The organism is Telluria sp. AC161, assembly GCF_979258535.1.
Genome location: NZ_OZ409861.1, coordinates 2,970,113 through 2,992,098, shown reverse-complemented (window position 1 = coordinate 2,992,098; position 21,986 = coordinate 2,970,113). Strand labels below are relative to the sequence as shown.

The 21,986-nt window shown below is 62.6% G+C and carries 22 protein-coding genes; 13 read left to right on the top strand and 9 right to left on the bottom strand.

The genetic code is table 11. From position 1 onward, the window contains the following. Positions 1-10: 10 nt before the first annotated feature. Positions 11-412 (bottom strand): Cd(II)/Pb(II)-responsive transcriptional regulator, encoded by a 402-nt coding sequence (gene cadR, locus ACZ0AJ_RS13425; protein WP_499455007.1) that lies wholly within the window; start codon positions 410-412, stop codon positions 11-13. A gap of 73 nt (positions 413-485) precedes the next feature. On the opposite strand from cadR, the gene ACZ0AJ_RS13420 reads away from it, so the two are divergent. Beyond that, positions 486-1,133 carry a cation efflux transmembrane domain-containing protein gene (locus ACZ0AJ_RS13420; protein ID WP_499455005.1) on the top strand — a complete coding sequence of 216 codons (648 nt, stop codon included), beginning with the start codon at positions 486-488 and terminating at the stop codon, positions 1,131-1,133. Here the strand turns inward: ACZ0AJ_RS13420 and ACZ0AJ_RS13415 are convergent. The 3 genes from ACZ0AJ_RS13415 to ACZ0AJ_RS13405 form a co-directional block, all read right to left on the bottom strand. Beyond that, positions 1,130-1,693, bottom strand: coding sequence for a D-glycero-alpha-D-manno-heptose-1,7-bisphosphate 7-phosphatase (locus ACZ0AJ_RS13415; RefSeq protein ID WP_499455004.1), 564 nt, complete (start codon positions 1,691-1,693; stop codon positions 1,130-1,132). The genes ACZ0AJ_RS13420 and ACZ0AJ_RS13415 overlap by 4 nt on opposite strands. Positions 1,694-1,721: 28 nt before the next feature. After that, complete coding sequence (locus ACZ0AJ_RS13410; RefSeq protein ID WP_499455082.1) at positions 1,722-2,318, bottom strand: glycosyltransferase family protein; 597 nt, start codon at positions 2,316-2,318, stop codon at positions 1,722-1,724. A gap of 243 nt (positions 2,319-2,561) precedes the next feature. Further along, on the bottom strand, positions 2,562-3,386 hold the full coding sequence (locus tag ACZ0AJ_RS13405) for a hypothetical protein (RefSeq protein ID WP_499455080.1): 825 nt from the start codon (positions 3,384-3,386) through the stop codon (positions 2,562-2,564). A gap of 337 nt (positions 3,387-3,723) precedes the next feature. On the opposite strand from ACZ0AJ_RS13405, the gene ACZ0AJ_RS13400 reads away from it, so the two are divergent. The 6 genes from ACZ0AJ_RS13400 to glf all read left to right on the top strand — a co-directional run bounded on the left by ACZ0AJ_RS13400 (position 3,724) and on the right by glf (position 8,909). Next, on the top strand, positions 3,724-4,038 hold the full coding sequence (locus ACZ0AJ_RS13400; RefSeq protein ID WP_499454999.1) for a KGG domain-containing protein: 315 nt from the start codon (positions 3,724-3,726) through the stop codon (positions 4,036-4,038). A gap of 152 nt (positions 4,039-4,190) precedes the next feature. Next, on the top strand, positions 4,191-4,595 hold the full coding sequence (locus tag ACZ0AJ_RS13395; RefSeq protein WP_499455078.1) for a hypothetical protein: 405 nt from the start codon (positions 4,191-4,193) through the stop codon (positions 4,593-4,595). Between the two features lie 90 nt (positions 4,596-4,685). After that, positions 4,686-5,807 (top strand): M14 family metallopeptidase, encoded by a 1,122-nt coding sequence (locus ACZ0AJ_RS13390; RefSeq protein ID WP_499454996.1) that lies wholly within the window; start codon positions 4,686-4,688, stop codon positions 5,805-5,807. A gap of 4 nt (positions 5,808-5,811) precedes the next feature. Beyond that, entirely contained in the window at positions 5,812-6,291 is a 480-nt protein-coding gene (locus ACZ0AJ_RS13385; protein ID WP_499454994.1) for a CYTH domain-containing protein, read from the top strand. Beyond that, on the top strand, positions 6,288-7,445 hold the full coding sequence (locus ACZ0AJ_RS13380; protein WP_499454992.1) for a serine hydrolase domain-containing protein: 1,158 nt from the start codon (positions 6,288-6,290) through the stop codon (positions 7,443-7,445). Before ACZ0AJ_RS13385 ends, ACZ0AJ_RS13380 begins: the two co-directional genes overlap by 4 nt. Before the next feature lie 309 nt (positions 7,446-7,754). Then, positions 7,755-8,909, top strand: coding sequence for a UDP-galactopyranose mutase (glf, locus tag ACZ0AJ_RS13375; RefSeq protein ID WP_183555481.1), 1,155 nt, complete (start codon positions 7,755-7,757; stop codon positions 8,907-8,909). 334 nt (positions 8,910-9,243) lie between these two features. On the opposite strand, the gene ACZ0AJ_RS13370 is transcribed toward glf, so the two are convergent. Further along, on the bottom strand, positions 9,244-10,497 hold the full coding sequence (locus ACZ0AJ_RS13370) for a DUF2863 family protein (protein WP_183555480.1): 1,254 nt from the start codon (positions 10,495-10,497) through the stop codon (positions 9,244-9,246). 377 nt (positions 10,498-10,874) lie between these two features. On the opposite strand from ACZ0AJ_RS13370, the gene ACZ0AJ_RS13365 reads away from it, so the two are divergent. Next, the gene (locus ACZ0AJ_RS13365) at positions 10,875-11,558 is read left to right on the top strand and encodes a Fe2+-dependent dioxygenase (protein ID WP_499454990.1); all 684 of its coding nucleotides are present in this window, start codon (positions 10,875-10,877) and stop codon (positions 11,556-11,558) included. A gap of 105 nt (positions 11,559-11,663) precedes the next feature. On the opposite strand, the gene acnA is transcribed toward ACZ0AJ_RS13365, so the two are convergent. The 4 genes from acnA to ACZ0AJ_RS13345 all read right to left on the bottom strand — a co-directional run bounded on the left by acnA (position 11,664) and on the right by ACZ0AJ_RS13345 (position 17,127). After that, positions 11,664-14,369, bottom strand: coding sequence for an aconitate hydratase AcnA (gene acnA / locus ACZ0AJ_RS13360; protein ID WP_499455074.1), 2,706 nt, complete (start codon positions 14,367-14,369; stop codon positions 11,664-11,666). Positions 14,370-14,476: 107 nt separating this feature from the next. Beyond that, positions 14,477-15,046, bottom strand: a complete 570-nt coding sequence (locus ACZ0AJ_RS13355) for a hypothetical protein (protein ID WP_499454988.1) — start codon at positions 15,044-15,046, stop codon at positions 14,477-14,479. Between the two features lie 8 nt (positions 15,047-15,054). Continuing rightward, the gene (locus ACZ0AJ_RS13350; protein ID WP_499454986.1) at positions 15,055-16,044 is read right to left on the bottom strand and encodes an HpcH/HpaI aldolase/citrate lyase family protein; all 990 of its coding nucleotides are present in this window, start codon (positions 16,042-16,044) and stop codon (positions 15,055-15,057) included. A gap of 93 nt (positions 16,045-16,137) precedes the next feature. Beyond that, a complete protein-coding gene (locus ACZ0AJ_RS13345) occupies positions 16,138-17,127 on the bottom strand; it encodes a malate dehydrogenase (RefSeq protein WP_183555475.1) in 990 nt (329 codons plus the stop codon). 314 nt (positions 17,128-17,441) lie between these two features. Between ACZ0AJ_RS13345 and ACZ0AJ_RS13340 the strand changes: the two genes are divergently transcribed. From ACZ0AJ_RS13340 to ACZ0AJ_RS13320, 5 genes are all read left to right on the top strand, one after another. Beyond that, entirely contained in the window at positions 17,442-18,206 is a 765-nt protein-coding gene (locus ACZ0AJ_RS13340; RefSeq protein WP_183555474.1) for a GntR family transcriptional regulator, read from the top strand. 228 nt (positions 18,207-18,434) lie between these two features. Then, positions 18,435-18,860 carry a succinate dehydrogenase, cytochrome b556 subunit gene (gene sdhC, locus ACZ0AJ_RS13335; protein WP_499454983.1) on the top strand — a complete coding sequence of 142 codons (426 nt, stop codon included), beginning with the start codon at positions 18,435-18,437 and terminating at the stop codon, positions 18,858-18,860. Between the two features lie 3 nt (positions 18,861-18,863). Next, positions 18,864-19,232, top strand: coding sequence for a succinate dehydrogenase, hydrophobic membrane anchor protein (gene sdhD, locus ACZ0AJ_RS13330; RefSeq protein WP_258835073.1), 369 nt, complete (start codon positions 18,864-18,866; stop codon positions 19,230-19,232). A 2-nt stretch (positions 19,233-19,234) separates the two neighbouring features. After that, positions 19,235-21,013, top strand: coding sequence for a succinate dehydrogenase flavoprotein subunit (sdhA, locus tag ACZ0AJ_RS13325; RefSeq protein WP_499455071.1), 1,779 nt, complete (start codon positions 19,235-19,237; stop codon positions 21,011-21,013). A 58-nt stretch (positions 21,014-21,071) separates the two neighbouring features. Next, positions 21,072-21,782: a succinate dehydrogenase iron-sulfur subunit gene (locus ACZ0AJ_RS13320; RefSeq protein ID WP_183555470.1), complete on the top strand. Its 711-nt coding sequence runs from the start codon at positions 21,072-21,074 to the stop codon at positions 21,780-21,782. Positions 21,783-21,986: the final 204 nt, after the last annotated feature.

The window sequence follows — 21,986 nt, the reverse complement described above, 5'->3', positions numbered from 1 at the left end:
CGGCGCCCTCTCAGGCGGGGTCGGTCAGTTCGCGCAGGATCGCGCACTGGCCAGCGGTCTGCACCGAGTCGCAGCGCGCGCGCACGGTCGACAGGGCAGTGCGCAGCTGCTGCAGCTCGGTGATCTGGCGATCGATTTCAGACAGCTGATGGTCGACCAGCGCATTGACGCCGCTGCATGAGCGCTCCGGCTGATCCTGGTAACCCAGCAGCGTGGCGATTTCCGCCAGAGACATGCCCAGCGCCCGGCAGCGCCGGATGAAATGCAGCCGGTCGGCGTGGCTCGCATCGTAGACCCGGTAGTTCGCCTGCGAACGCACCGGTGGCGGCAACAGACCCTTCAGTTCATAGAACCGCACCGTTTCGGACTGACACCCCGTCAGCTTCGCCAGTTCACCAATTCGCATCTTCATCCACCTCGACGTTTGCATTGACCTTGTAGTTACTACAGGGATTCTAATGCATCCATTGTCTTTGGAGGTGCGTATGTCGTCATGTTGTTCAGGATCGTGCAGTTCTGCTGCCCCGCCGCCCGACGGGCGCTACCGCAAGGTGCTGTGGGCGGCCCTTGTCATCAACTTCATCATGTTCGGCGTCGAGATTGTCAGCAGCCTGGCGGCCGGTTCTGTGTCGCTGCTGGCGGACTCGGTCGATTTTCTGGGCGATGCCGCCAACTACGGCGTCTCGCTGTTCGTGCTGGGCCTGGCGGTCGTGTGGCGCTCGCGCGCGGCGTACGCCAAGGGCCTCGTGATGGGCGCATTTGGCCTTCTGGTGCTGGGCCGGGCATTGTGGCTTGGCACGGGTGAACAAGTGCCACATGCCCAGACCATGGGCGTGGTCAGCGTGCTGGCATTCGCGGCCAATGGCGTGGTGGCGGCGTTGCTGTATGCGTTCCGCAACGGCGACGCGAACATGCGCTCGGTGTGGCTGTGCACACGCAACGACATGATCGGCAACGTGGCCGTCATGCTCGCAGCGCTTGGTGTGTTCGGCACCGGGGCTGGCTGGCCCGACATCGCAGTGGCGTCGATCATGGCGCTGCTGGGCCTGCATGCGGCGCGCGACATCATGGTGCAGGCGCGGGGCGAGTTGCGCCAGGGTGCGGACGCTGGCGCCGGCATACCCGCCCGTTAGCGCAGGTCGCCATGGCCGGCGATCAGCATGGCCGCGTGGTACAGGTCGGGCGCGATGCGCGTGGGCAGCCGGCGCGGGCCCAGGCGCCACTCGGTTTCGTTGCCATTGTCGATCAGCAGTGTGCGGCAGCCAGCACGGTTGCCGGCTTCGACATCGTGCAGGATGTCGCCGATCATCCAGGATGCGCGCAGGTCGATGTCATGCTCGTGCGCAGCGCGCAGCAGCATGCCCGGCGACGGCTTGCGACAGGTGCAGGCATGGGCATAGTTGCTGACGGTGCCCAGTGGATGATGCGGGCAATAATAAAAGCCGTCGAGCGTGAGCTGCTCGCGAAACAGCAGGTCGCGCAGGCGGTCGGACATCGGCGTCATCGCGTCTTCGCCAAAGCAGCCGTGCGCGATGCCGGACTGGTTGGCGACCACGAATAATCGGTAGTCCAGGCCGGACAGCAAGCGCAGCGCAGGCCCGGCGCCATTGACCAGGCGAATACGGCGAGGCTCTGCAGCAAAGGGCATGTCGTCGACCAGCGTGCCGTCGTTGTCGAGGAAGATGGCTTTCATGCGGGCGCCTTTCACGGTGCGGTGATGGTCATTGGAAGGCCGGCTTGTGTGTTGCCGGCAGGTCGGCAAGGTGCATGCAAGCGGCGTCGGCCGTTGCCAGTGCCTGGCCCGAAAGACGCTGGAGCCGGGCCAGGCACGCCGCCAGCGTCTCGGCATCATGTGGTGGGAGGCTGGCGCCGGTGCGGCCGCTGTATACCGCCTGGCACCCGTTGCCGACGGCGCTGCCGGCATCTGCCGCGCGCCACGGCGTGCTGACCAGCACATTGGCCGCCGCATGGCAGTCGTGCAGGATGTTCATCGACGCGGCAGTCAGGAAGCGCACGTGGGGTGTCATGGCCAGCACGCGCACCAGCTCGTGCAGCCGCGCCAGTTCGGCCTCAGCTACTGCATCGACATCGCCATCGCCATCGGCCACAGCGCCTGCGGCGACGAGCAGCATCGCATCGACACCATGCCGCTGGCGCAGCCTGGCAACGCCCCGGATCACGGTGTCAATGCCGACGCATGGCGTGAGGCGCCGCGCATCCAGCGTAAGGGCGAGCACAACAAAGCATGTGTCACGGATGGCCAACTGGCGCCGCGCGAGGTCACGGCCCGTGTGATTGTCAAAGGGATGCAGCGTCATGCGCGCGCCAAAGCGTGGCACGGCGGCAGGCAGGAATCGTCGTGCATCGCTGACATGACAGGTCTCCGCTGGTGGTGCGCCACCGCGCAAGGGCGGCGATGGCGAGCGGTTCGACTACCGTTTGGATGGCCGGTTCCAGCCGGGGAGGGTGGCTTGGAGCTGCATCAAGCGCGATGCAGAACGGGGCGCCATTGACGCCCCGCTGGGTGTTACTGACCTGCTTTCAAACGCTTACTGGCGCGATCACTGGCGCGAAAAGCCCGTGTCGTCATCCATCTTCCGGTCGCCAGCCAGCTTGTTGGCGCCGCCCGGGCTGCGGGGATAGCCGCCTTCCGCATCGTTCGATTCATGCACCGGATTCGGTTCGGCGTTCATGCTGCCACCGGTTTGATACCCCTCGTCCTCGGTGCGCGGGCCGCTGTTGCCGCCGCTGCGCGGCAGGCCGCCGGCCAGATCGTTGGACTGGTGGAACTCATCAGCCGGCACCTCGCGACGGGTCTCGCCCGTTTGCGAGCCCTGGCGGTCGGTGCTTTCCTGGATCTTGCTCGAGCTGGCGTCCTGGGTATCGGCGCGGTTTTCGCCGTTGGCATTGTCCACGCTCTGGCGGTTGCCATAGATGTCGCCATGCTGCACGCCCGGCACGCCGGCTTCGGTGCCGCGTGCATGACGATCTTCGGTGGCGGTGCCGGCGAGGATGCCGGTGTCCACGCCCGTGCCAATGGTGGTGCCGCCAGCATGCGCTGGCTGAACCGAAGCAGGCGCATTCACGTTATCGGCAGTGCGTGTCTCGCCCTGGCGATTGCCCACGGGTTCGTTCAACTGACCCCACTCGCCGGAATGCGCTTCCATCGCGCGCTGGTGGCTGTCGGTCGTACCCTGCTGTGCGCCGGTGCTGGCGAGCTGGCCTTGCGATGCGCTCGGCAGGTCAGGCTGCGCCATGCCGGTGCCCGATGGGGCGCGCTGTTCGCTGGCACCGTCGCGCGTGTTGCCTTTGGCGTCCGGATTCCATTTTTCGTTGGCGCCGTTATTGGTCTGGTTATTCACTTCGCTACGCTGGTTCGCATCCATGGTCGTCTCCTGTGCATTGGTGAACTGGCAGGTCGATGCCTGCCACATGGGTCCATCATGCGCGCATCGAACGCCGCATAGAATAGGAAGACGTAGGGGGTGCGTGTAGGACTGCTGCTGACCGTGAAATTTACTACCGAAACTTTAATTTCGTAACTGCACTAATTCTCACGTGTTGTCCTACAAAGTCATCTGGACTACTCCTATAGCGGTTGTCAGATTGCGTGCCTAATATGGGATTTGGGCTCATCGTCGTCGCCACTCTGGTGTCGGTAGGCCTCAGCCTGCCGCAGGACGCGGCGGTTTCCAACCGTGTAAGTATGGGAGCAACCTCATCATGGCCTCAAGCAATCAAGGGAACAAGCAATCGGGCGCGGCCGGCAATAGTCAGAGCGCCGGTGGTACGCGCAACCGTGGCTTCGCATCGATGGATCCGGCACGGCAGCGCGAAATCGCCAGCCAGGGCGGCAAAGCTGCCCATGCCAAAGGGACGGCGCACGAATTCACGTCCGAAGAAGCCCGCCGCGCAGGCAGCCTGAGCCATGGCAACCGCCAGTCGGCCAATGCCAGCGACATGGTGCGCAGCGCGGCGCGAAGCGACAACCGCCAGAGCGCCGGGAGCGGCAGCCGCAGCGGCGGCGCTAAGGAATAATCGGCAGGTTGCCGGCCGCGCGCCGGCGCAGTCATCGACGGGGAGCCTCATGCTCCCCGTTTTGCTGTCCGGTGGCGCAAACTGCCCAAAAGGCCGGGGGGATGCGGTAGAATCGCAGCGCCTTTTTCAACCTTCCCCCAAGGATCAACGTCGTGAAACCAGCGGTCATTCGTCAAGTCAAGAGCCTGTCCATGTCCTGCGACCGGGTTGGTAACCTGTTGCTGACCAAGTTCTCCACCATCGGTGCGAGCGATGTCGCCGTCCACATTCCGGCCAACGTCGTGTTCTGGCTGCTCAAACACCTGCCGGTCAACCAGGATCCGCAACTCAAGGCGCCGCCGGCCGGCCCGGTGATCGGTGAGGCCGACTGGCAAAACCCGAACACGCCGCGCGTCCAGTACGTCAATTGCAAAGAGCTGCCAGGCATGATCCGCATGACCTTTGCCCTCGAGACCAAGCCGGACCTGACTGTCGTGCTCGATCGCGGCAATGTCGAGCTGATGCGTCAGATCATGGCGATGTACACGAAGGACCTGATCGACCTCGACGCGCAGTAATCAACCATCTGTCCGGGGGGCTTGCCGGGCTGGTGCCCGGCGCTCCGTCACCCAGCGCCGCCTTCCACGGCGGGCCATGAAAGGATCACCATGTCCATCAAGATCAGCACGATGTTCGACGCCGGATCGATCGATGTCGTCAATGCCGAGCATCCGTCCCGGATCGACCTGAACCTGCGCGCCGACTCGCACGCCGACATCCACCAGTGGTTCCATTTTCGCCTGCAGGGCGCGCGCGACCAGGCGGTGACGATGCGCTTTTTGAATGCCGGCCAGGCCACGTATCCGAAGGGGTTCGAGGATTACCAGGCGGTGGCCAGCTACGATCTCGACAACTGGTTCCGCGTGCCGACCACGTTCGATGGCCAGGTGATGACGATCGAGCACACGCCGGAAACGGACAGTATCTACTACGCCTACTTCGAGCCATACAGCTGGGAGCGCCACCTGCGCCTGCTGGGCGAAGTGGCCGAAAACCCGATCGCGCGCGTGGTCGACCTCGGCAGCACGGTCGAAGGGCGTGACATGAACCTGGTCGTGATCGGCAATCCGCAAGCGGAAAAGAAAATCTGGGTCATCGCGCGCCAGCACCCGGGCGAATCGATGGCCGAGTGGTTTGTCGAAGGCATGATGGATGCGCTGCTCGACAGCGCCAACCCGGTAGCGCGCACGCTGCTGCAGCGCGCCGTGTTCTACATCGTGCCGAACATGAACCCGGACGGCTCGGTGCGCGGCAACCTGCGCACGAATGCCGCCGGCGCCAACCTGAATCGCGAGTGGATGCACCCGTCGCTCGAGCGCAGCCCCGAGGTCCTGTGCGTGAAGCAGAAGATCGAAGAAGTCGGCATCGACATGTTCTTCGATATTCACGGCGACGAAGCGCTGCCGTACAACTTCGTGGCCGGCTGCGAAATGCTGGCCGATTTTACGGCCGAGCGGGCAATGGAGCAAACCGCCTTCATCGACCGCTACATCGCCTGCAGCCCGGACTTCCAGAAAGAGTTCGGCTACGCCGCCAGCAAGTACAACGACGAACTGCTTACGCTGGCGTCGAAGTATGTCGGCCACCACTACAAATGCCTGTCCCTGACGCTGGAAATGCCGTTCAAGGACAATGCCAACCTGCCCGACGCGCACACCGGCTGGAACGGCGCGCGCAGCGCGGGACTGGGCGCCGCCATGCTGCAGCCGATCCTGCAAGCGTTGGGCTGACGCGATGGGTATCGAGATCGAACGCAAGTTTTTGCTGGCGGGCGACGGCTGGCGCACGCTGGGCACGGCCACGCTGCTGCGCCAGGGCTATCTGTGCGCCGACCCGACGCGCACGGTACGCGTGCGTATCGAGGGCGAGCAGGGCGTCCTGACCATCAAGAGCAAGAGCGAAGGCGCCTCGCGCGGCGAGTGGGAGTATCCGATCCCACTAAGCGAGGCCGCCGAACTGCTCGAGCGCCTGTGCGAGCGCCCGCTGGTCGAAAAGACCCGGCGCCGCATCGAGCACGCCGGTTTCACCTGGGAAGTCGATGAATTCCTGGGCGAGAACGCGGGCCTGGTCGTGGCCGAAATCGAACTGCCGTCAGAAGACGCCATGTTCGACAAGCCCGACTGGATCGGCCAGGAAGTCACTGGCGAAAAACGCTATTACAACTCGAGCCTGATCAAGGCGCCATATTCCACCTGGACCGATACCCCGACATGACCCATCGCGCGCGCCGCAGCGTTCTCGCACTCTCCATTGTCACCGCATTGAGCCTTTCGCTGCCGGCCACGCTGGCGCTGGCAGCCGACGCCGCTTACTTCCCGCCGGCCGGGGAGTGGGCGCGCAAGGACCCGGCAGCGCTGGGAATGGATCCGGTGGCGCTCGCCGCCGCCATCGCGTTCGCACAATCGCGCGAGACCGAGCGGCCGCTCGACCTGTCCGACCAGGAAGCCATCTTTGGCACGCGCCTGGGCTCAATGCCGACCAGGCGCGCTGCAACCAACGGCGTGGTGATCTACAAGGGCTATGTCGTGGCCGAGTTCGGCGACACGCGCTTTGTCGATCCGACCTACTCGGTGGCCAAGAGCATGCTGGCCACCGTGGCGGGCGTGGCCGTGCGGGAAGGGCGCCTGCAGGTCGATGAGCCGGTGGCGCAGCGCGTCACCGACGGCGGCTACGCGACGCCGCACAACGCGGCCGTGACGTGGAAACAGCATCTGCAGCAAGAATCCGAATGGGAAGGCGAGCTGTGGGGCAAGCACAGCAACTTCATCGGCAAGGCCGCCTTCGGCAAGGGTGAAAAGAAGCCGCGCGCCATCAAGACGCCGGGCACCTTCTACGAATACAACGACACGCGCGTGAACCGCCTGGCGCTGTCGCTGCTGCGCGTGTTTGGGCAGTCGGTGCCGGACGTGTTCCAGCAGCAGGTCATGGACCCGATCGGCGCCTCGTCGACCTGGAAATGGGTCCCGTACCACAATAGCTACGTCGAACTGAACGGCAAGCAGGTGGCCTCGGTCAGCGGCGGCACGCGCTGGGGTGGCGGCATGTGGATCGACAGCTGGGACATGGCGCGCTTCGGTTACCTGTGGCTGCGCCAGGGTAACTGGGCCGGCAAGCAGATCCTGCCGCCTGCCTACGTCACGGCGGCGCTCACGCCGAGCGCGAATGGGCCAGATTATGGCTACCTGTGGTGGCTCAATACCAAGGGCAAGAACTTGCCGGGCATGCCGGCCACGACGTTTGCCGCGCTGGGCGCGGGCAGTAACGACATTGTCGTCTCGCCCGAGCACGATCTGGTCATCGTCTGGCGCTGGCATGCGGGCAATGCCGCCGAATTCGCCACGCGCGTGGTGGGGGCGATCCGCAAATAGACGTTTGGCCGGGTGCTGGCCAGCAGCAAATGAGCACAAAGTTTGTAATGAATCAGCAGTAATCCAGCAGTAACCCTGCAGCCATGCGAAGGTCCTTTAGCCGCATCGCTGCATCCCTCTTTTCGTACAAACACCGTTGTCCAATTGTGCGGGGCAAAAGGGGGTTTGAGTGATATTCTTTTGCCACTAATTACAATCGCGATGCGGCGACGCGTGTACCGGCTGTGATGTGAAGGCGATGATGTCATCTTCCGTTCCAGTCAAGCTCAAGCCTCCCCCCGGCATTGCCAATATCACCAGGACACAGGAATGAAAAAGAACATCGCCATCGTTGGCGCAGGCTTCTCCGGGGCAGTGATCGCCAACCAGCTGGCACAGGCCGGCTACACCGTCGACGTCTTCGAGTCGCGCCCGCACGTGGCCGGCAATTGCTATTCCGAGCGTGATGCCGAGACCGGCGTCATGGTGCACGTCTACGGCCCGCACATTTTCCACACCGACAATGAGCGCGCGTGGGAATTCGTCAACCGCTTCGCCGAATTCAAGCCATACGTCAATCGCGTCAAGGCCATCACCGACGGCAAAGTCTTCACCTTGCCAATCAACCTGTTGACCATCAACCAGTTCTTCAACAAGACGATGGGCCCGGCCGAAGCGCAGGAATTCCTCGCGAACCTGGGCGACAAGACGATCGAGAACCCGACTACCTTCGAAGAGCAGGCACTGCGCTTCGTGGGCCGCGACCTGTACGAAGCGTTCTTCAAGACGTACACGATCAAGCAGTGGGGCCTGGAGCCGAGCGAACTGCCGGCGAGCATCCTCAAGCGCCTGCCAGTGCGTTTCAACTACGACGACAACTACTTCAACCACAAATACCAGGGCATGCCGGCTGAAGGCTACACGCAGCTGGTGCAGAACATCATCGACACGCCGGGCGTGACGGTGCACCTGAACACCACGTTTGATCCGGCCACCAAGGGCGAGTACGAGCACGTGTTCTACAGCGGTCCAATCGACGCCTGGTTCAAGCACACCGAAGGCCGCCTGCCTTACCGCACGCTGGACTTCGAAGTCTTCCGCGCCGACGGCGACTTCCAGGGCAACGCTGTCATCAATTACTGCGACAACGAAAAGAAATACACCCGCATCACCGAGCACAAGCACTTCTCGCCGTGGGAAAAGCACGAAAAGACGATCTGCTACGCCGAGTACAGCCGTCAGTGCGAAGAAAAGGATATCCCGTACTATCCAATCCGCCAGAACCGCGAAAAGGCCATGCTCGAGCTGTACGTGAACAAGGCGCAGAACGAACCGAACGTCACGTTCGTCGGCCGCCTCGGCACTTACCGCTACCTGGACATGGACGTCACGATCGCCGAAGCACTGGCCACGTCCGACAAGTTCCTGGAAAGCGCCCGCACCAACGCGCGTATGCCAGCATTCACCATCGACCCAATGGCGTAATCCGCTAGTGCAGTCGTAAAAAAGGCCGGCCACGATCAACGTGGCCGGCCTTTCACATTAATGCGCCCGTGAACATCCCACCATCGTGAAAAAAGCGGGGGTCAGGTCTGACATTCGGACACGATCTCAACCAAAAAGCGAGGGTCAGGTCTGACATTCGGACACGATCTCGACAGTTGGGTAGTTGGAAGCAGGCATGCTAATACTGAGCACGGCACCATTGGCGGTGGATAAGCCTGAGGTCGTGTCCGAATGTCAGACCTGACCCCGGCTGTGGAAGTGGCTAGGGCTGAGGTCGTGTCCGAATGTCAGACCTGACCCCGGCTGTGGATGTTCAGTGGAAGTGCTCGCTGCCTGTCGGCGTGTCGTCCGGCATTTCGGCATGCACCAGTTCGCCGGTTGGGTCGGCGAACAGCGGGGAGCCGCAGTCGTCGCAGTACTCGGCGGCGTAGCGTTCGTTGATGCGCTTGATATGGGCGATGCCGGCTTCGTTCAGGTGCGCGACAATTTCGTTCAGCGGGCTGAGCGCATCGTGCGTGATGGCCAGCGGGCCCTCCACCGGCGTGCCGGACTCGTCTTCCTGCCCGTACAGCGGCCAGACGATGCCATACACGACATCGGCGCTCTGGCGCATCGTGAAGGCCACGCGGTATTCGTCGATCTGGATGTCCGGTGCTTCTTCGCCAAAGCCGGCGACGACGGCGCGCAGGTCGGACGGTTCCACGCCCAGCGTGTTCGTCAGGTAGTGCACGGCGGCGCGGATCGAGATTGGACGGATCAGCTTGTCGGCTTCGCGGCAGGCCACGTAATACGCTTCCGGCAGCAGCAGCTCGATGCCGCAGCCGGGCATCAGGCGCGCGACGTTGGCGGTGGCTTGCGTGCGCCACTGCTCCAGGCTGCGTTCGCGCTCTTGCACGACGTGCAGCTGGTGTTGCGGCTCTTGCCAGCGGAACAGCGGGTCGCCTGCCGGCGCGACGATCGTGATCAGCATGTAGCGCGTATCCGCCAGGAATGGTGCGGTTTCCTCTAACTGCGGCGCCGGCTTGATCGTGCCGCCCTTGTGCGCGGCAGCGGCCAGCTTGTGCGTCAGCGCGTAGGTTTCGGCGTGGGTGCGCGGCAGCTGGTCGATCGAGTACAGGGTCGGGGCGATGGCCATCTTCGTGCCACCTGCGAGCAGGTGCGCCGAGAAGTGCGCGCCGAGCGTGGCCAGCAGGTCGGCCGGAATCGTGCCGGTGGCGATCGAGAACCGGGTCCAGGCCAGGATCGGCGCAGCGATCAGGAGCGCCTGCCAGGTGACGTCGACGCCGTCTTTCTGCTCGACCATCATGGCCGATTCGCTGACCGCTTCTACAGTGTCCATCAGCACGTCATACGAGGCCAGATCGTCCCTGAACAGGGCGTTCAGGGCGCTGTCGATGCTGTCCTGGTGATTGGTCTTGAGCAGTTTTTGCAGTTGCGTGTCGAGCTGGCGTTCCCACGCCCGTTCTTCGGCACGGCTGGCAGCTTGCATGAGGGCTTGCGAGAGGCTGACGAGGCGCTGGCTTTCTGCGGAAAGTTTGGGTGTTGAATCTTTGGAAGGACGACGCATGGGGCGAGTGAGTCTCTTGTCAGTTAGTGAATCGAATGTCAGTGGAGCGGGCCGGAGCCGGATAATGATGATAATCCCTTATCCCCGGTATTGTAGTTGATTCGGCCATATGCCATGAACAATGGGGGCCTGGCGCGCCCGGTATGCACCGATTGCACCAAGACGCTTGCCAAGTCCGCCTACACCAACCATAATGAGAACAATTCTCATTCAAACATCAGTGAGAAGACGGAAGGAATGTTGGACCCTGCCGGCGACCGGGAAAGCGCTGGCAGATGCTCTTCACGGAGTACCACCCCCGCCGGGAGACCGGATTCGCCCCTCCTGGCTCTGCCAGGGGGGATTTTTTTGTTCGTTGCACCAACCACGATCTCATCATGATGCTGCATATCCCCGGCGTGCTGACGCCAGAACAGGTCTCGGCACTCCGCGCCCGGCTCGACCAGGCGCCGGAGTGGATCGACGGGCGCGAGAGCGTCGGCGCGCAGGGCGCGCAGGTCAAGCGCAACCGCCAGTTGGGCGAGGGCACGCCGCTGGCGCTCGAGCTGGGTCAGATCGTCAGCGGCGCGTTGATGGCCAACCCGCTGTTCTTCGCGGCCGTGCTGCCGCTGCGGGTGCTGGCGCCGTACTTCAATGCGTACGCAGGTGGCGAGCATTACGGGCTGCACGTGGACGGCGCCATCCGGGCCCAACGCGGTGGCTTGCCGGCGGTGCGGGCCGATGTATCGACGACCGTGTTCCTGAGCGAACCCGACGAATACGACGGCGGCGAGCTGGAAGTGGTGGACCTGTATGGCACGCACGAGGTCAAGCTGGCAGCGGGTGATGCGATCGTGTACCCGTCCGGCAGCGTGCACCAGGTGCGACCCGTGACGCGTGGCGAGCGGGTGGCATCGTTCCTGTGGACGCAGAGCATGGTCAGGGATGACGGCAAGCGGGCGATGCTGTTTGACCTGGACACGCATATCCAGGCGCTGCGGGGCGAACATGGCGATTCAGCCACGACGGTTGGGCTGACGGCGCATTATCACAATCTGCTCAGGATGTGGGCCGAGGTGTAATCGCGCCGCAGAAACCGCGACGAACAACAAAAAGGGCTGGAACCCGCGAGGATTCCAGCCCTTTTCGTTGGATGCAGCCCGCTTGCGCGGGCCTGGCCAAACCGCTTACGCCAGCAGCTGACGCAGCACGAACGGCAGGATACCGCCATGCTTGTAGTAGTCGACTTCGATCGGCGTATCGATACGCAGCAGAACGCGCACTTCCTGCGACTCGCCGTTTTCACGGTGGATCACGAGCGTGGCCAGCTGTTGCGGCTTGATCTCGCCTTCCAGGCCCTTCAGGTCGTACGTCTCTTTACCGGTGATGCCCAGGCTGTCGACGCTGTCGTTGCCGATGAATTGCAGTGGCAGCACGCCCATGCCCACCAGGTTCGAGCGGTGGATACGTTCGAACGAGCGCACGATCACGGCCTTCACGCCCAGCAGCTGGGTGCCCTTGGCCGCCCAGTCGCGCGACGAGCCGGTGCCGTACTCTTCGCCGCCGAAGATCATGGTCGGGGTGCCGTCGGCCACGTACTTCATGGCGGCGTCATAGATCGACATCTGTTCGCCGGTTGGCTGGAACTGCGTGATGCCGCCTTCGATTGCCGAACCGTCCGGACCGACCGGGATCATGCGGTTCTTGATCCGCACGTTGGCGAAGGTGCCGCGCATCATGATTTCGTGGTTACCGCGACGCGAGCCGTACGAGTTGAAGTCGGCTTTCAGGACGTTGTGTTCCTTGAGCCACTTGCCCGCTGGGCCGTCTTCCTTGATCGAACCGGCCGGGGAGATGTGGTCGGTGGTGATCGAGTCGCCGAACACGCCCAGTGCGCGTGCGCCGGTGATGCCGGTAGCGACCGCTTTCGGGGTCATCTCGAAGTCAGCGAAGAACGGTGGCTCGGCGATGTAGGTCGACTCAGGCCAGTTGTACACTTGACCTTCGGTCGTCGTGACGCGTTCCCATAGTTCGCCCGGGTTGCCCTTGACGTCGGCGTAGTTCGACTTGAACACTTCCGAATTCATCGCAAAGCGCATCAGCTCACCGATTTCTTGCGAGGTCGGCCAGATGTCGCCCAGGTACACGTCCACGCCGTTGCTGTCCTGGCCAACTGGCTCGGTCATCAGGTCGCGCGTCATGTTGCCGGCGATCGCGTAAGCGACGACCAGCGGTGGCGAGGCCAGGAAGTTCGAACGGATGTTCGGGTGGATCCGCGCTTCGAAGTTACGGTTGCCCGACAGGATGGCCGAGGCGACGATGTCGTTCTGGGTGATCGCGGCGTTCAGTTCCGGGGTCAGGTCACCGGCATTGCCGATGCAGGTCGTGCAACCGTAGGCGGTCACGCCGAAGCCCAGCTTTTCCAGGTATGGCAGCAGGCCGGCAGCGGTCAGGTAATTGGTGACCACGCGCGAGCCAGGGGCCAGCGACGACTTGATGTGCGGCGCCACGGTCAGGCCGCGCTCGACGGCTTTCTTGGCCAGCAGGCCCGCGGCCAGCAGCACGCTCGGGTTCGACGTATTGGTGCACGACGTGATGGCGGCGATCAGGATGTCGCCGTTCTTCACGTTCACGCCGTTGGTCGTGGTGTATTGCTTGTTCAGGTCGTCCGGGTTCTTGTTGAAGCCGTTCTGGGTCGTTGGCTTGCTGAACAGTTCGGTGAAGTTGTTCTTCACGTTGCCCAGTTCGATACGATCCTGCGGACGCTTCGGGCCTGCCAGCGATGGCGTGACGGTCGACAGATCCAGCTCGACGACGCGCGTGAAGTCGATTTCGCCTTCTTGCGGGATGCCGAACATGCCCTGGGCGCGGTAGTAGCCTTCGAACGCAGCCAGCTCTTCTTCGGTACGGCCGGTGCCGCGGAAGTAGTCGACAGTGGCTTCGTCAACAGGGAAGAAGCCCATGGTCGCGCCGTATTCAGGCGCCATATTGCCGATGGTTGCGCGGTCGGTGGTCGACAGCGAGCGGGTGCCGGCGCCGAAGAACTCGACGAACTTGCCGACGACTTTTTCTTTGCGCAGCAGTTCGGTGACGGTCAGCACCAGGTCGGTTGCGGTGCAGCCTTCGCGCAGCTTGCCTTTCAGGTTGACACCGATGACGTCCGGGGTCAGGAAGTACACTGGCTGGCCCAGCATGCCCGCTTCGGCTTCGATGCCGCCCACGCCCCAGCCGACGACGCCAACGCCGTTGATCATGGTAGTGTGCGAGTCGGTGCCGACCAGCGTGTCAGGGTAGTACACGTCGCCCTGCTTCATGACGCCGCGCGCCAGGTATTCCAGGTTAACCTGGTGGACGATGCCGAAGCCGGGTGGCACGACGCCGAAGGTGTCGAAGGCTTGCATGCCCCATTTCATGAACTGGTAGCGCTCGTTGTTGCGCGAGAATTCCAGCTTCATGTTCAGGTCGAGTGCGTTTGGCTCGCGGAAGTGGTCGATCGTGACCGAGTGGTCGACGACCAGGTCGACCGGCACCAGTGGCTCGATCTTCTTCGGATCGGCGCCCATCTTGGCGGCGACGTTGCGCATGGCGGCCAGGTCGGCCAGCAGCGGCACGCCGGTAAAATCTTGCAGCACGACGCGGGCCACGACGAACGGGATCTCGTCGGTGCGCTCGGCGTTGGCTTTCCAGCCGGCGACCTGCTTGACGTGCTCTTCGGTGACCTTCTTGCCGTCGCAGTTACGCAGCACGGATTCCAGGACGATACGAATCGACACCGGCAGGCGCGACAGGTTCACGCCGAGGGATTCCGCCAGCGCTGGCAGCGAGTGAAACTGGCCGCTCTGGCCTGCGCCGATCGGGAATTCCTTCAGTGTATTCAGGGTGTTGCGAGACATAATCTCTCCTTCAGTGGAATATTGTTATCAACAACGGTGTTATTTCAACGGCATTAAATAACATCAGGCGACAGGACGGTCTGGATCCGGGAAACCCAGGCCGCGGCTCAAGTCTTGCTCGCCTCCGGCGCCGCGGTCGCCACGATCGCGGACTGGGTGGCGTTCTTGCATTCATTGGCCAGCTGGCGGTTGAGCTTCGAGTCGAGCAGGATGCCCTTGGACGGAATGCCGATCCAGATCAGGCCATAGTGCGGATTTTCGAAGCGCAAAGCGCCGGTGGTGGTGCCGATGCGGGCCAGGCGGTGCAGCCGGGTCTTCCAGCGCAGCGCGATGTGGGCCGCATCGTTGTCGTTCGTGTAGATCGTGATCTTGTTGCCCAGTTCGCAATCGTACTCGGTGGTCTTGGTGTCGGTGATGTCCGGCTCGTTGACCTCGAGCGGGTCGGCGGCCACCGCGACGGCCGTGACGGCAGCGGCCGTGCCAGCCGCAGCGGCTTTCGCCTTCTTGCTCGATTTTTTGGACGCAGCCTTCGCCGGCTTTTTCGCCGCTTCGGCAGCGAGCACGGCGGAGGCTTTCGGATGCGCTACCGGTGTGGCGGCATTGGCCGGCGCACAGGCGGCGGCGGTGGCAAGGGCAAGTGCGCAGGCAGCAACGATTGGAGAGAGGAGGGTGGCCATGGTCGGGATTATCGGGAGTCGGAGAGGTTGACGATGGCTGCAGCTGCCTCGGGCAGTGCGAGGCCGGCCAGCTTGGCCCGCTGCAACACCGACCAATAGTATCGGTAGCTCGCACGGTCATGCAAGCGGCCGTGTTGCGCAATCGGTCCCCAACCCGCCGCCATGGCTTCGGTCAGGATATTCGTTGCTTCATTGACTTCAGACAAACGCGGCGTGAACGCCTTGAGGATCGGCTTGATCTGGTCCGGGTGGATGCTCCACATGCGGGTAAAGCCGAACTCGGCGCCGGCGCGCTGGGCGTCGTTCGCCACCGTCGCACTGTCCTTGATGTCGGTCGTTACATTGTGCGACGCCACCTTGCCATGGGCATGGCAGGCCGCCACCATCTCGAGCTTCGCGCGCACCACCAGCGGATGCGTGAACTGGCCCGGCGTGCGCATCGCGCTCGCTGGAATCGCACCGTAGTGGGCCGAGACAAAATCCATGATGCCGAACGACAGGCACTCGACCTGCGGCAGCGCCGCGATCGCGTAGGCGTCGCGCAGCGCGCCGTGCGTTTCGATCAGCACGTGGACGGGCAGGGCGGCGCGGCCGGCAGCGAGCGCATATTTATTGATCAGCTCAATGGCGCCGCGCACTTCGTCGACGCCGTCGACTTTTGGCAGCACGACATACGCCAGGCGCGCCGCGGCGCCGCCGACAATGAGGGCGACGTCGTTGGCAAAGTGGATGCTGGCCGGCTCGTGCAGACGCGCGCCAACACGGTTGAAGCGGTTCTCTTCGCTGTTCAGCAAGCCCGCGACCAGGACCGCGTGCTCGTGCTCGACGCCGGCCTGGGCGCCGTCTTCGCAGTCGAAGGTGATGTCAAACAAGGGGCCAAGCTCTTGTTGCAGGGTCATCGATTTGCGCATCAGTTTCTCTGAGCCGGCGTAGTGATCGCAGGCAGGGAGAAGCAGCGGTTGGCGTTTGCCCTGGAATAAAACCTCGGAAGGATGCATAGCTTTCAACGCTTGGTTGCATAAAACACCGCCGTGCCGGTTGAGCGGCACGGCGTGGTTGGCGCATGGCAATCGCCACGCGCCTTGTACTGATCAGCCCAGCAGGTGTGCGACGCCGGCTTTTTCTTCTTCCAGCTCTTTCAGGGTCAGGTTGATACGCTCTTGCGAGAACGAATCGATGTCCAGACCTTGCACGATCGTGTATTCGCCATTCTCGGTCGTGACCGGGAAGCCGAACATGGTGCCTTCAGGGATGCCGTACGAACCGTCCGACGGGATACCCATCGTGGTCCACTTGCCGTTGGTGCCCAGGACCCAGTCACGGACGTGGTCGATGGCTGCGTTGGCGGCCGAGGCTGCCGACGACAGGCCGCGCGCTTCGATGATCGCAGCGCCGCGCTTGCCGACGGTTGGCAGGAAGGTGTTGGCGTTCCATTCCTGGTCGTTGATCAGGTCCTTGACCTGCTCGCTGCCAGCGGTGGCGAAGCGGTAGTCGGCGTACATCGTTGGCGAGTGGTTGCCCCAGACGACCATTTTTTCGATGTCCTTGACCGCTTTGCCGGTCTTGGCCGCCACTTGCGACAGCGCGCGGTTGTGGTCCAGACGCAGCATTGCGGTGAAGTTTTTCGCTGGCAGGTTCGGTGCCGATTTCATCGCGATGTAGGCGTTGGTGTTGGCTGGATTGCCAACCACCAGCACCTTGACGTTGCGCGACGCGACGGCGTCGAGTGCCTTGCCCTGCACGGTGAAGATCTGGGCATTGGCTTCGAGCAGGTCCTTGCGTTCCATGCCTGGACCACGTGGACGGGCGCCGACCAGCAGGGCGACGTCGACATCCTTGAACGCGGTCATTGGATCGGAGTGCGCGGTCATGCCTTCGAGCAGCGGGAATGCGCAGTCGTCGATTTCCATCATGACGCCCTTGAGCGCCTTCTGTGCTTTTTCGTTGTCGATTTCGAGCAGCTGAAGGATGACCGGCTGGTCCTTGCCGAGCATGTCGCCGTTGGCGATGCGGAACAGCAGGGAATAGCCGATCTGGCCGGCAGCGCCGGTCACAGCGACGCGCATTGGGGTTTTAGCCATGATGAATCTCCAAAAGTGGGAATGAAAACGGTTTGCACCGAGGTCGACGCCGAGCATACGCTTGTAGGGCTCAGCTGCAATCAGACTTTAATCAGACTGCAATGATAACAAAAAGCGTCGGCCGGGCTATTCAAAAGTCAATCGCGGGTGTCGCGCGCGTACTCTGGCAAGAGTGCCACCGACTCCCGGTCGGGCATGAGTGTATGCCTGCCCCATGAACGCTGTCAATTCATATCTTATGTCTTATATAAGACAGATATCTGAATGCCTCAAAAGCTGGACGGTATGTCACTTTTGTGGTGAAATCCCGGTCTATGAATTCCACCTCGTCCAATCCGGCTGCCGACCCTGCCGCCAGCGGCTCGCCGTCCTTCCGGCCGCTGTACCAGCAGATCAAGGCCCTGATCACCAAAAGCCTGCAGGCCGGCGAGTGGAAACCGGGCGAGATGATGCCGAGCGAAGTCGAGCTGGCCGGTCGTTTCAAGGTCAGCCAGGGCACGGTGCGCAAGGCCATTGATGAGCTGGCGGCCGAGAACCTCGTCGTGCGCCGGCAGGGCAAGGGCACGTTTGTTGCCAGCCACGCCGAAGAGCGCGCGCATTTTCGCTTCCTGCGTCTGCGGCCCGACGAAGGCCTGCCGCACCATCCCGAAAACCGCTTCCTCGAAGTCAAGCGCATCCGGGCCCCGGCCGAGGTGGCGCGCCTGCTCGACCTGAAAGCGGGCGACGCCGTCGTCTACATCAAGCGGGTGCAGTCGTTCGAGGGCAAGCCGACCATTCTCGAAGAGCTGTGGCTGCCGGGCCAGTTGTTCAAGGGCCTGAGTGCCGAGCGCCTGGTGGAGTACAAGGGCCCGATGTACGGCCTGTTCGAAACAGAATTTGGCACCCGCATGATCCGCGCGACGGAAAAGATCCGCGCGGTCGCGGCCGATGCCGCCACGGCGGATTATCTGAAGGTACCCGAGGGCACGCCGCTGCTGTGTGGTGAGCGGGTCTCGTTCACCTACGGCGACAAGGCGGTCGAGCTGCGCCGCGGGATGTACTTGACGGAACAACATCACTATCAGAACGAGCTGTCCTGATAACTAACTCAGCAGTATAGAAATACTTTGCGGCGGTAAATATCGGCCGCAGCGAAAGTCGGCAAGAGCGACTAAAATAGTTTGGTTTTGGGTGTGCGGCGGACATGACCCGGTCCTACGCCCGCTGTCCCGCCCACCTGGCGTCGCGTGAACGGACCAGGACAGGGAAATCAGCGAAAATCCATAGGGCTCACATAAAAATTGTTGTCATAAGGGAGGTGTACCATCATGTCCGAAGCCGTGAGAGAAGCAAAGCAGAAGGGGCGGCCGGAGTTCCGCAATATCGGCATCACCGATATCACCAGCAAATATCGCATGCCGCCATCGGCGATCGTGTCGATCCTGCACCGCGTCAGCGGCGCCGGCATGTTCCTGGCCTTGCCTTTCCTGTTGTACCTGTTCCAGCAAAGCCTGTTGTCGGAATCGTCGTTCGGCTACTTTGCCGGCATCGTTTCGCACCCGCTCGCCAAGCTGATCCTGTTGGGCCTGTCGTGGGCTTACCTGCACCACTTTACCGCCGGCATCCGTCACCTGTTCATGGACAATCACCTGGCCCTGGACAAGGATGCAGCCCAGTCGACCGCCCGTTGGGTCCTGGTCATCAGCCTGGTGCTGACCGCGTTGGTCGGCCTGAAACTGTTCGGAGTGTTCTAAATCATGGCAACCAAGAATAATATCGGCCCGCGCCGCCTTGTCGTTGGCGCACACTACGGCGTCAAGGACTGGCTGGCGCAGCGCGTCACCGCCATCGTCATGGCGGTCTACACGGTCATCCTGCTGGTCGCTTTCCTGACCGGGCAGAATTTCACGTACGAAGGCTGGGCAGGCTTGTTCTCCCGCCAATGGTTCAAGCTGTTCTCGCTGGTGACCTTCCTCGCGTTGTACTACCACGCCTGGGTCGGCATCCGCGATATCTGGATGGACTATGTTAAATCGGCAGGCCTGCGTCTGTTCCTGATGCTGGCAACGATCTTCTGGCTGCTCGCTTGCGCCGCCTGGACCGTGCAAATTCTCTGGAGTGTGTAATCGTGGCAGCTATCAAAACTGCAATTCCTACCCGTCGTTTTGACGCGGTCATCGTGGGCGCCGGCGGTTCCGGCATGCGCGCATCCCTGCAACTGGCCGAAGCCGGCCTGAACGTTGCTGTCCTGTCGAAAGTCTTCCCGACCCGCTCGCACACCGTGGCAGCGCAGGGCGGCATCGGCGCGTCGCTCGGCAATATGAGCGAGGATGACTGGTACTGGCACATGTTCGACACCGTCAAGGGTGGCGACTACCTGGGCGACCAGGATGCGATCGAATTCATGTGCCGCGAAGCACCGAAGGTCGTCTACGAGCTGGAACACTTCGGCATGCCGTTCGACCGTAACCCTGACGGCACGATTTATCAGCGTCCGTTCGGCGGCCATACGGCCAACTTCGGCGAAAAGCCGGTCCAGCGCGCCTGCGCAGCGGCAGACCGTACCGGTCACGCGCTGCTGCACACGCTGTATCAGCGTAACGTCCGTGCCCGCACCCACTTCTTCGTCGAATGGATGGCGCTGGACGTGATCCGCGACGCCGAAGGCGACGTGGTCGGCGTGATGGCCCTGGAAATGGAAACCGGCGACGTGATGATCCTGGAAGCGAAGACCACCATCTTCGCCACCGGCGGCGCAGGCCGTATCTTCGCCGCATCGACCAATGCCTTCATCAACACCGGTGACGGCATGGGCATGGCGGCGCGTGCCGGCCTGCCGCTGCAGGACATGGAGTTCTGGCAGTTCCACCCCACCGGTGTGGCGGGTGCGGGCGTCCTGATCACCGAAGGCGTGCGCGGCGAGGGCGGTATCCTGATCAACAGTAACGGCGAACGCTTCATGGAGCGCTATGCGCCGACGCTGAAGGATCTGGCGCCACGCGACTTCGTGTCGCGCTCGATGGACCAGGAGATCAAGGAAGGCCGCGGCTGCGGTCCGAACAAGGACCACGTGCTGCTGGACCTGCGTCACATTGGCGCCGACACGATCAAGAAGCGTCTGCCTTCGATCCTCGAAATTGGCCACAAGTTCGCCAACGTCGATGCGACCAAGGAACCGATTCCTGTCGTGCCGACGATTCACTACCAGATGGGCGGCATCCCGACCAATATCCATGGTCAGGTCGTGGCACCGGACGGTACGGGCGGCCAGAAGATCGTGGGTGGTTTGTACGCGATCGGCGAATGCGCCTGCGTCTCGGTCCACGGCGCGAACCGCCTGGGCACGAATTCGCTGCTGGACCTGATCGTGTTCGGCCGCGCGGCCGGCAACCACGTCGTTGCGTCCGACCTGAAGAAGAAAGTCGCCAAGCCGATGCCGGCTGATGCTGCCGACTTCGCGCTGGACCGTCTGAACCGCCTCGAAACGTCGACCGGCACCGAAAAAGTGCAGCACGTCGCCAACGATATCCGCGCCACGATGCAGAAGTACTGCGGCGTGTTCCGCACCGACCAGCTGCTCACGCAGGGCGTCAAGGAAATCATGGTGCTCGACGAGCGTCGCAAGAACGTGTCGTTCAAGGACAAGTCGAAGGTGTTCAACACGGCCCGCGTCGAAGCGCTCGAGCTGGACAACCTGATCGAGACCGCGAAAGCGACCATCGTGTCGGCCCAGGCCCGCAAGGAATCGCGCGGCGCCCACGCCCACAGCGATTACGAAACCCGTGACGACGCGAACTGGATGAAGCACACGCTGTTCTTCTCCGAAGGCAACCGCCTCGAGTACAAGGGCGTTGTGCAAAAGCCGCTGACGGTCGAGACCTTCAAGCCGAAAGCACGCACTTTCTAAATATTTTGTGGCTACCGGGCGATTGTCGCCCGGCGGCCGTGATGAGATAGGTAAAAACATGGCACGCACTGTCCAACTGAAGATTTACCGCTACGATCCGGACAAGGATTCGAAGCCTTACATGCAAGACGTTTCGGTCGAGCTGCAAGACACCGACAAGATGCTGCTGGACGTCCTGCAGCGCATCAAGGCCGATGTCGATGACTCGCTGGCGCTGCGCCGCTCGTGCCGCGAAGGCGTGTGCGGTTCGGACGCAATGAACATCAACGGCAAGAACGGTCTGGCCTGCACGACCAACCTGAATGAGCTGACCCAGCCGATCGTGCTGCGTCCTCTGCCAGGCCTGCCGGTGGTGCGCGACCTGATCGTCGACATGACCAACTTCTTCAAGCAGTATCACTCGGTCAAGCCGTACCTGATCAACGAGTCGATCCGCCCTGAAAAAGAGCGTCTGCAATCGCCTGAAGAGCGCGAAGAGCTCGACGGTCTGTACGAGTGCATCCTGTGCGCCTGCTGCTCGACCTCGTGCCCGTCGTTCTGGTGGAACCCGGACAAGTTCGTCGGTCCGGCCGGCCTGCTGCAAGCGTACCGCTTCATCGCCGACTCGCGCGACGAAGCGACCAATGATCGCCTGGACAACCTGGAAGATCCGTACCGCCTGTTCCGCTGCCACTCGATCATGAACTGTACGGACGTGTGCCCGAAGGGCCTCAATCCGAACAAGGCGATTGGCAAGATCAAGGAACTGCTGGTGCGTCGCGCGATTTAAGCGATGTATGCGTGCGGCGCAGCAATTAGCGTCGCACGTGTTATCCGGTATTCAGACGTGCGTTGATCGGGTAGGGTGGACGGCTATGCCGTCCACGCGTTCAACGCACGTGTGCATACCCGCTCCGGCGAACAACACCGGCGCACTACCGTAAAAGTACCGTACTGCCGAATCATGGCAGCCGGAGTATGATGTCGAACCAAC